The following is a 9516-nucleotide window of genomic DNA, read 5'->3' on the forward strand; positions in this document are numbered from 1 at the left end:
CACGAACTGGGCGCGCGCCAGGGCATCACGCCGGAAGTGGCGAAGGCCTCGATGCGCAAGTTCAACACGCTGATCGGCGCGATCCTCGTGCATCTGGGCGACGCCGACGGCATGGTCTGCGGTCTGCTCAACAGCTTCGACTATCACCTGAAGTTTATCGAGCAGGTGTTCGGCAAGGCGAAGGAAGCCGAAAACTACGCGGCCATGAACCTGCTGATGCTGCCGGGCCGCAACCTGTTCATCAGCGACACCTACGTGAACGAAGTGCCGAGCGCCGAACAGCTCGCCGACATGACGATTCTCGCCGCGCGCGAAATCGAAAAATTCGGCATCACGCCGAAGGTCGCGCTGCTGTCGTCGTCGAATTTCGGCAGCGTGCGTTCGTCGACGGCGCAGCGTATGCAGGCTGCGCGCCAACTGCTGGCCGAACGCGCGCCGCAGCTTGAAGTCGATGGCGAAATGCACGGCGATGCGGCGCTGTCGGAAATGATCCGCAAGCAGTCGTTCCCGGGCACCACGCTCACGGGCGAAGCCAACCTGCTGATCATGCCGAACGTGGAAGCGGCGAACATCACGTACAACCTGCTGAAGATGATCGGCGGCGAAGGCGTGACGGTTGGCCCGTTCCTGCTGGGCGCATCGAAGCCGGTGCACATCCTCACGCCGGCGGCGACGGTGCGACGCATCATCAACATGACGGCGGTGGCTTCGGCTAACGCCAACGTGGCGAAGTAAGTCTGATCGCTTGATGTGGGCCTGAAGTAAGAAGGGCGCTCCGTGATGAACGGAGCGCCCTTTGTTTTTTACAGCTTTAAAAAACCATCAAGCCGCGTGCCGCGCCGCGCCGTTTTCCGGCGAGCGCCACTTCGCGAGCAGCGTTGCCCACTTCGCGCGCGTGGCCTTGAGGTTGTTTTCCTTCACATGGCCATAGCCGCGAATCGCGTCGGGCAGATTCGCCAGCTCCAGCGCGAGCGGCAGATTCGCTTCGCTCAAGCCGCCGATCACTTCGCGCATCAGCGTTTCATACTCGCCGATCAGCGCGCGTTCGTGACGGCGTTCCTCGGTGCGGCCAAACGGATCGAGCGCCGTGCCGCGCAGGAACTTGAGCTTCGCGAGCACACGCATCGCCGTCAGCATGCGCGGACCGTACTGCTTCTTCTGCAGATGACCCTTGTCGTCGTGCTTCGCGAACGAAGGCGGCGCGAGATGGAAGTTGAGCTTCCAGTCGCCTTCGAAGCTCGCCTTGATCTTCTCGACGAATGCCGGATCGGCATAAAGACGCGCGACTTCGTACTCGTCCTTGTAGGCCATCAGCTTGTGCAGGTTCTTCGCCACGGCTTCGGTGAGCACCTGCTGGCCATCCGCGTGATCGAGCGTGCTTTCCGCGCGCCGCACATCCGCGACGAATGCGCGATAGCGCTGCGCATAAGCCTCGTTCTGGTACGCGGCGAGATACTGCGCGCGCTTGTCGATCAGCGCGTCGAGCGCCTTCGGCGAATGCAGCGTGACGATCTTCGCGCCCGCGGCGTTTTGATCGCCGGCCGGCTTTTTCGCGAGCGCATCCACAGCCGCGCGGTCGTGCGCGACGCGACGGCCCCATTCGAACGCAGCGAGGTTCTTCTCGACCTGCACCGCGTTCAGCTCGATTGCCCGCGTGAGCGACTCGTGCGTGAGCGGCAGCCAGCCCTTTTGCCACGCGTAACCCAGCACGAACGGATTCGTGTAGATCGCATCGCCAAGCAGCGCGAGCGCGTAGCGGTTGGCATCGACGGTGGCGACGTTGTCGGCGCCTGCCGCCGCGCGTACGTCGGCTTCCGTGTTCGAACCGGGGAATTGCCACTGCGGGTTCTTGATGAACTCGGCGGTCGGCGTGGCCGCGCTGTTGAGCACGACATGCGTTTGCCCCGCCTGCATGCGCGAGACGCAATCGTCGCCTGCCGTCACGATTGCATCGCAGCCGATCACGAGACTCGCTTCGCCCATGGCGATGCGCGTGGCGTGGATATCGGCGGGACGGTTGGCGATCTGCACATGGCTCATCACCGCGCCGCCTTTTTGCGCGAGACCCGTCACGTCGAGCACGGTTACGCCTTTGGCTTCGAGGTGCGCGGCCATGCCGAGCAGCGCGCCGATCGTCACCACGCCGGTGCCGCCCACACCCGTCACGAGCACGCCGTAGGGGCGGCCGATGGCAGGGACGTCGGGCGTCGGCACGGGCGGCATCGCATCATTGGCGACGCTGCTCGACTTCGGCTTGCGCAACTGGCCGCCTTCGACGGTCACGAAGCTCGGGCAGAAGCCCTTCACGCACGAGTAGTCCTTGTTGCAAGTGGACTGGTTGATCTGGCGTTTCGTGCCGTATTCCGTATCGAGCGGCTCGACAGAAAGACAGTTCGACTGCACCGAGCAATCGCCGCAGCCTTCGCAGACGGCCTCGTTGATGACCACGCGCTTTGCCGGATCCGGGTAGGTGCCGCGCTTGCGGCGGCGGCGCTTTTCCGTGGCGCAGGTCTGGTCGTAGATCAGGATCGTCGTGCCGGGGATCTCGCGCAGTTCGCGCTGCATCGCGTCGAGTTGATCGCGATGGTGGATCGTTACGCCCGGCGCGAGTTTCGCCGCGAGTTCGCCCTGATACTTTTCGGGATCGTCGCTGACGATGACGATCTTCTTCGCGCCTTCGGACAACACCTGATGCGTGATCTGCGGAATCGACAGCACGCCGTCGACGGGCTGGCCGCCCGTCATCGCGACCGCGTCGTTGTAGAGGATCTTGTAGGTGATGTTCGCCTTCGAGGCGATCGCTGCGCGAATCGCCAGCAGCCCCGAATGGAAATACGTGCCGTCGCCGAGATTCGCGAACACATGCGTGTCGTTCGTGAATGGCGCCTGGCCGACCCACGCCACGCCTTCGCCGCCCATCTGGCTAAAAGTGCTGGTGCTGCGGTCCATCCACACGGTCATGTAGTGGCAGCCAATGCCGGCCATCGCGCGCGAGCCTTCCGGCACGTTGGTCGACGTGTTGTGCGGGCAGCCCGAGCAGAACCACGGCTTGCGTTCGACCTGCACGCGCGGCTTGGCGAGCGCCTTTTCCTTCGCTTCGATCACGGCGATGCGCGCCGCGATGCGTGCGCGCACGTCGGACGGCAGATCGAGCTTGTCCAGACGCGTGGCGATGGCCTTGGCGATGATCGCGGGCGAGAGTTCGTAGTGCGCGGGCAGCAGCCAGTTGCCCATCGGCACGGACCATTCGCCGCCGGCGCCGTCCTTTTCGTCGAACTTGCCGTACACGCGCGGGCGCTGTGCGTCGGGCCAGTTGTATAGCTCTTCCTTGATCGCGTATTCGAGGATCTGACGCTTTTCCTCGACCACGAGAATTTCTTCCAGACCGCGTGCGAAGGCGTGCGCGCCTTGCGCTTCCAGCGGCCACACGCAGCCAACCTTATAGAGACGAATGCCGATACGCGAGCAGGTCTCGTCGTCGAGGCCCAGATCGGTGAGCGCCTGGCGCACGTCCAGATACGCCTTGCCGCCCGTCATGATGCCGAAGCGCGCGTGCGGCGAATCGATCTCGATGCGGTCGAGCTTGTTGGCGCGCACGTAGGCCAGCGCCGCGTACCACTTGTAGTCGAGCAGACGCGCTTCCTGCACCAGCGGCGGATCGGGCCAGCGGATGTTCAGGCCGCCTTCGGGCATCAGGAAATCTTCGGGCAGCACGATGCGCGTGCGATACGGATCGATCTCCACCGATGCCGACGATTCCACCACGTCGGTCACGCATTTCATCGCGACCCACAGGCCGGAATAGCGGCTCATCGCCCAGCCATGCAGGCCGAAGTCGAGATATTCCTGCACGTTCGACGGAAACAGCACCGGCAGGCCGCAGGCCTTGAAGATGTGTTCCGACTGGTGCGCGAGCGTGGAGGACTTGGCGGCATGGTCGTCGCCGGCGAGCACGAGCACGCCGCCATGACGCGAGGAGCCGGCCGAGTTGCCGTGCTTGAACACGTCGCCGCAGCGGTCGACGCCGGGGCCTTTGCCGTACCACATCGAAAACACGCCATCGTGTTTCGCCGACGGGTACAGGTTCACCTGCTGCGAACCCCAGACGGCGGTCGCGGCGAGGTCTTCATTGACGCCGGGTTGAAAAACGATGCCATGTGCGGCGAGATGCTGCTTCGCCTTCCAGAGCGACTGATCGAGACCGCCAAGTGGCGAGCCGCGATAGCCGGAGATGAACCCCGCGGTATTGAGACCGGCGGCCTTGTCGCGTTCCTGCTGCAGCATCGGCAGGCGGACCAGCGCCTGGATACCGCTCATGTACGCGCGACCGCGTTCGAGGGTGTATTTGTCGTCGAGCGTGACGGAAGCGAGTGCGGCTTCAAGCGAAGCGCGCTGACCTGCGTCGAGCGGGGCATTCATTATTTGTCTTCCTCCATCCAACCAATCCGTTGTGGGATCGCCAGAACTTTCGGGTGGCCTTGGCATCTTGTGAATGCTTTGGCCGGGCTCGCCATATTGGCGTCTTTTTTTCGATAGTAGCACTCGGACAAACCCGCCGCTTTGCATCACAAAAGTGGCGAAATCTGAAGCTTTGCAGCATTTTTCCTGGCCGTCACGCTGGGTTATGTGACAGTCGTGTCGGTCGATTGCAATAAAGGATGTATCTGAATGGGGTGTGACGTAACAACGTGTAAATGTTGCACTGTCAGGGAACCGCTCTTGAATATCCTGTCTAACTCCCTCACTTGAGCGAACTGCGTGGCGCCAACCCAATTTTGGGGCGCGAACGTGGATTGCTCAGTGAGAGGCAAGTCTGAAAAAAGGAGTACACAAGATGAACAATCGACATATCCAGACCTTCCTGACGGTTTCGGCTGCGTTCTTCGCCATGAGCGCGCCCCTGCATTCGAATGCCCGCACCCTGAGCGCGGCGAATGCAACGACGTCGTGCGCGCAGTACACGCTGTGCGCGAAGGCTGATTCGAACCCGCTGCCGCCGGCCCCGAAGGCCGAGCGTTAAGCCGTTCGATCCATGGTTTCGACGATGTGGCGCTGATCCGCGCGGCATCCCATTCACCTGAATCCGCAGCCGTAGGTGTGCGGCGCCGGATTCAAAACTAAAAAGGGCGAAGATCGCGTGATCTTCGCCCTTTTTGTATTTATCGCCGCTGAATCCTTGCTGGTTTAGGCCTTGTCCTGCACCACGCCGCGGCGGATCTGGTCAAGCTCGATCGACTCGAACAGCGCCTTGAAATTGCCCTCGCCGAAGCCCTGATTGCCCTTGCGCTGGATGATCTCAAAGAAGATCGGGCCGATCTGGTTCTCGGTGAATATCTGCAGCAGCAGGTCTTCCGGCAGGCCGTCGATCAGGATCTTGCGCTTCTTCAGCTCGTCCAGCGGCTCGGTGTGACCGGGAACGCGGCGATTCACCAGCTCGTAGTACGTGTCGATGGTGTCGAGCAGCGCGATCTGCGAGGTGCGCAGGCCGTCAACCGTGCCGTAGATGTCGTTGGTGCCGAGCGCGATGTGCTGGATGCCTTCGCCGTGATAGGCGTCGAGGTATTCCTGGATCTGGCCAGCCGTCTCGCCGCCTTCCTCGTTGATCGGGATGCGGATCTTGCCGCAGGGCGACGTCATCGCCTTCGACTTCACGCCCGTCACCTTGCCTTCGATGTCGAAGTAGCGAATCTCGCGGAAGTTGAAGAGACGCTCGTAAAACTCCGCCCATTCGGCCATGCGGCCACGGTGAACGTTGTGCGTCAGATGGTCGATGTAGGTGAGGCCGTGGCCGACCGGATTCTGGTCCGCGCCCTCGATCGGTACGAAATCGACGTCATAGATGCTGATATCGCCGATGCTGCCCGGTGCCGCGCCGTTCTTGCCGCGCCAGCGGTCGACGAAATAGATCAGCGAATCGCCAATGCCCTTGATGGCCGGAATGTTCAGCTCCATCGGGCCGGTCTTGTTGTCGAAGCCCCAGGCGCCCAGATCGAGCGCGTGCTTGTAGGCCTTGGCGGCGTCCTCTACGCGGAACGCGATCGCGCAGATCGACGGGCCGTGCAGGCGCGCGAAGCGCTGGGCGAACGAATCCGGCTCGCCGTTGACGATGAAGTTGATATCGCCCTGGCGATAAAGCGTCACGTCCTTGTGGCGATGGCGCGCGACGGCGGTGAAACCCATGCGCTCGAACAGCTTGCCGAGCGCCTTGGGGTCCGGCGCGGTGTACTCGATGAATTCAAAGCCGTCGGTGCCGACGGGATTTTCCCAGGTGGGAACCTGCATGTTTGTCTCCTGATGTCGATCGGATCGACGAAATTGGCGCTTTAAGTCGGGATTCTGTGCGACAAAGTGTAGCCGTGCGATTCAGGCGAAAACTTGCGAACTTAATCGCTGGCGCGTCTATTTCGGCTATAAACTGCCTTCATTGAATCAATGGACGGCAGAAAATGGCGAGCATCGAACTGGACGCAATCGACCGGCGGATTCTGGCGATTCTTCAGGAAAATGGACGGCTCTCGAATCAGGAGATCGCCGATCGCGTGAGTCTCTCGCCTAGTCCTTGTCTGCGGCGCATCCGCAGGCTGGAGGAAAGCGGCGTGATCCGCACCTATGTCGCGCTGCTCGACGCGCAAATGCTCGGCCTGGATCTGCTGGCCTATGTGAACGTGCGGCTGGAGAAGCGCGGTCCGACGGCGTCGGGGCGCGAGGGCGTCACGCACGCGGAGCTGTTTCGCGCGGCCGTGCAGACCTGGCCTGAAGTCGTGGCGTGTCACGCCATGACGGGCGATATGGATTTCCTGCTGCGCGTGCAGGTGGAGGACATGGCGCACTTCTCGCGCTTCGTGCAGGACCAGTTGCTGCACCATCCGTCGGTGATCGACGTGAGGTCGAGCTTTTCGCTGCAGACCTTCAAGGAAACCACGGCGCTGCCCATTCCGCAGGCGTAAAAAAAGCGGCCGGAGCCGCTTTTTTATTGATGCGCTTTCAACCCCGGCCGGGCAGGAGTCACGCCGCGATGGCCTGCGGCAGCATCGTTTCGATCAGCTTCGAGGTCTGGCGCGCCTGACGCTTGAGCGCGTAGTCGAACACGGCGGCTTGCTCCTGGAGCATTTCCGCGATGATGCTGCTCTGGTCGGCCGGTTCGAGCGAGAGATACGCATCGGCTTCGCCGTAGGCGTACTCGATCTTCATGCCCGACTTTTTGGCGATGTGCATCATCGTCGAGTTGCGCGACAGGCAGTGCATGTACAGCGTGGTGACGTGCGTATTGCGGCTGCGGATGGCGGCGCGCTCGAACAGCTTCGAGCCGATGCCCTGACCGCGCGCGCTTTCCAGCACCGAAACGCCAAATTCGGCCGTGCGGCCATTGCCGTCCGCCGGCAGATAGGCCAGATGGCCGGCGCCCACGAGTTGCAGCTGATGGTCGAATACGCCGAACACGGTGTCGCGCGTGAAGTCCATCGAGCGCACGTAGTTTTCGATCACGTGGTCGGGCGCGGCCTGGCCGAAACGCAGCAGGCGGTCGTCGCTGTCGAGCGCGAGGAAGTGCGCGAGCAGACGTTCGCGATCGGCGGAGGTGAGAACGCGCACCATGACCGGCGAATGTCCGGACGCGAGCGGACGAGCGGATGCGAGGATCGGCTCGTTGGCTTGGGTCGAAATGTGGGTCATGTTGGGTCCTCCCTGGAATACGAAAAACGGCGCATGCATGATGCGCCGCAAAACGAATTCTAGCGGAAACCCTGGGGTCGATCTAGGGAAAACCCGAATTCCAGATTGGAATGTTGCGCCTAATTAATAAATTTCAGCACGTAAATCTTTGATTTTTAATGCGTATTCGAGTTGGATAGCTTGACGCGTCAACTGTTGTGACTACACACCATGTTGCGCTGCATCAATCTGGCCCGAAATGTTCCGGACATTCGAAGCGGTTTCAGGCGCTTTGCAGACCGTGATCCATGACCTCGATCACCTGTTCGGCGAAGTCGCGGTAGCCCATGCGGCCGCCCGGCTTGAGCCACGTAAAGGTCCAGTTGATCATGCCGAACAGCATCATCGTCAGCGACGTCTGGTTTTCCGCCGTCACGCGGCCCGGATAGGCGCGCGCGAGCTGGCGGGTAAAGGCCGCGACCACGTCGCGCTGGCGGTTCAGGATGATCTCGCGCTGCGCGTCCACGAGGTATTTCACGTCGTTGAGCAGGGCCACATGGCGACTGTGCGAAGTCTCGTATTCGGCGAGAAACGCGCGGATCAACTCGGCGAAACACTCGCGCTCGTCCAGACCGCGGCGCTGGCTGGCGCCTTCCACCTCGGCGATGATCAGCATCAACCGCTTCGTGTAGCGGTCGAGCAGGTCGAACAGGATCGCTTCCTTGCTCTCGTAGTAGTGATACAGGCGCGCCTTCGAGGTGCCGCTCGCTGCGGCGAGATCGGACATCGACGTGCTCGGGTAGCTCGTCAGCGCGAACTTGGCGGCGGCGAGTTCGAGGATCTGGTCGCGCTGGGTTTCGTGGTCGGGCGCTCGGGTGCGGGCCATGTTGTTTTAGGCAGGGTTCGGCAGGAGATCAGCGGGAAAGGGACAGATGCGCGGCGGCGTGCACCGGAATGGGGCGCGAGGCGCGGGGTTCTTGCGCGCCGGTGCGCGCGGCGCACAGGTCGTCGCGCAGGCGCAGTTCGCCCGCCGACGCCAGTTCGCGCAAACGCCAGCGCACGACCGGTTCGCCGACCGTAAAGCCCGCGCCGCCGCGCACGAGCGCCGCGCCCAGCGTGTCGCAGGTGAGCCACGGCGCGCCGGATTCGCTGGGCGGCGTCACCGCGCCGAGGATATCGAGAATCTGAGCGTCCAGATCAGCCCAGGTGCCGCTTGTGAAGGTGTTGTCGCGCCAGCGGCGGGTTTCGCCGTTGGCGAACTTGGCTTCCTGCCATTCGAGCGCAAGGCGCGTGATGCGCAGCACGGAGATTGGCGCGGGGTCGGCCAGACGCGCCTGCAGACGGGCGGCGGCTTCATCCTGGGTGCCGGCCAGATCGGCGGGCGTCAGGCGCACTTCGTTCAGGCGCTGCGGGACGTTGCGCAGCCGGTAGCAGGCGCGCCGCAGCGTGAGCTGGTCGGCGGCGTCGTGCGTGTGCCAGATCACCACGTTGGCGTCGTCGGCTTCCAGGGCCAGCAGTGCCGCGCAGTCGTCTTGCGCCAGTGTCTGCTGCGCAAGGTCGCGCTCGTCGGCGGCGCCACATTCGCCATCCACGCGCTGCCAGAACGCGGCGCGCTGCGCGGTGCCCGGGTTGGCCGCCTCGTCGATATCGCGCAGCGGTCCGACCGTCAGGTCGTCGGCCAGCGCAATCACGTGCGCGGCTGTCTGGACGGCTGCGGGGCAGGCGGCCTTCTGGGCCTGCAGAGCCTGACGCAGCGCGGCCGCTGCCGGCTCGCCGTGGATGAGGTGGATCGTGGTCATCGACAACTCGTTGCGTTCACCATGAACGCCTTGAACGACTGAATAAGTGCCAGATGTGCGTCCGACG

At 62.9% G+C, this 9516-nt stretch carries 8 protein-coding genes; 3 read left to right on the top strand and 5 right to left on the bottom strand.

Annotated elements, in window-relative coordinates:
* The coding region (locus VG320_RS15380; protein ID WP_327200953.1) for a phosphate acyltransferase at window positions 1–735 on the top strand (735 nt) is incomplete at its 5' end.
* A gap of 87 nt (window positions 736–822) precedes the next feature.
* On the opposite strand, the gene VG320_RS15385 is transcribed toward VG320_RS15380, so the two are convergent.
* The gene (locus tag VG320_RS15385) at window positions 823–4419 is read right to left on the bottom strand and encodes an indolepyruvate ferredoxin oxidoreductase family protein (protein WP_327200954.1); all 3597 of its coding nucleotides are present in this window, start codon (window positions 4417–4419) and stop codon (window positions 823–825) included.
* Window positions 4420–4834: 415 nt separating this feature from the next.
* On the opposite strand from VG320_RS15385, the gene VG320_RS15390 reads away from it, so the two are divergent.
* Window positions 4835–5020, top strand: a complete 186-nt coding sequence (locus tag VG320_RS15390) for a hypothetical protein (protein ID WP_327200955.1) — start codon at window positions 4835–4837, stop codon at window positions 5018–5020.
* A gap of 164 nt (window positions 5021–5184) precedes the next feature.
* Here VG320_RS15390 and hppD read toward each other — a convergent pair whose 3' ends face one another.
* Complete coding sequence (hppD, locus tag VG320_RS15395; RefSeq protein WP_327200956.1) at window positions 5185–6282, bottom strand: 4-hydroxyphenylpyruvate dioxygenase; 1098 nt, start codon at window positions 6280–6282, stop codon at window positions 5185–5187.
* Between the two features lie 164 nt (window positions 6283–6446).
* On the opposite strand from hppD, the gene VG320_RS15400 reads away from it, so the two are divergent.
* Entirely contained in the window at window positions 6447–6947 is a 501-nt protein-coding gene (locus VG320_RS15400; protein WP_327200957.1) for an Lrp/AsnC family transcriptional regulator, read from the top strand.
* A 58-nt stretch (window positions 6948–7005) separates the two neighbouring features.
* On the opposite strand, the gene VG320_RS15405 is transcribed toward VG320_RS15400, so the two are convergent.
* From VG320_RS15405 to VG320_RS15415, 3 genes are all read right to left on the bottom strand, one after another.
* Window positions 7006–7671 (bottom strand): GNAT family N-acetyltransferase, encoded by a 666-nt coding sequence (locus tag VG320_RS15405; protein ID WP_327200958.1) that lies wholly within the window; start codon window positions 7669–7671, stop codon window positions 7006–7008.
* Between the two features lie 262 nt (window positions 7672–7933).
* Window positions 7934–8536 (bottom strand): TetR/AcrR family transcriptional regulator, encoded by a 603-nt coding sequence (locus VG320_RS15410; RefSeq protein WP_327200959.1) that lies wholly within the window; start codon window positions 8534–8536, stop codon window positions 7934–7936.
* Between the two features lie 28 nt (window positions 8537–8564).
* Window positions 8565–9449, bottom strand: coding sequence for a DUF1835 domain-containing protein (locus VG320_RS15415; protein WP_327200960.1), 885 nt, complete (start codon window positions 9447–9449; stop codon window positions 8565–8567).
* Between the last annotated feature and the right edge of the window lie 67 nt (window positions 9450–9516).

Origin of the sequence: Paraburkholderia sp., from assembly GCF_035948235.1 — a bacterium.
GTDB lineage: Bacteria > Pseudomonadota > Gammaproteobacteria > Burkholderiales > Burkholderiaceae > Paraburkholderia.

Coding starts and splice junctions, on each gene's coding strand:
- VG320_RS15385 (WP_327200954.1), bottom strand. CDS start 4,419: ATGAATGCCCCGCTCGACGCAGGTCAGCGCGCTTCGCTTGAAGCCGCA.
- VG320_RS15390 (WP_327200955.1), top strand. CDS start 4,835: ATGAACAATCGACATATCCAGACCTTCCTGACGGTTTCGGCTGCGTTC.
- hppD (WP_327200956.1), bottom strand. CDS start 6,282: ATGCAGGTTCCCACCTGGGAAAATCCCGTCGGCACCGACGGCTTTGAA.
- VG320_RS15400 (WP_327200957.1), top strand. CDS start 6,447: ATGGCGAGCATCGAACTGGACGCAATCGACCGGCGGATTCTGGCGATT.
- VG320_RS15405 (WP_327200958.1), bottom strand. CDS start 7,671: ATGACCCACATTTCGACCCAAGCCAACGAGCCGATCCTCGCATCCGCT.
- VG320_RS15410 (WP_327200959.1), bottom strand. CDS start 8,536: ATGGCCCGCACCCGAGCGCCCGACCACGAAACCCAGCGCGACCAGATC.
- VG320_RS15415 (WP_327200960.1), bottom strand. CDS start 9,449: ATGACCACGATCCACCTCATCCACGGCGAGCCGGCAGCGGCCGCGCTG.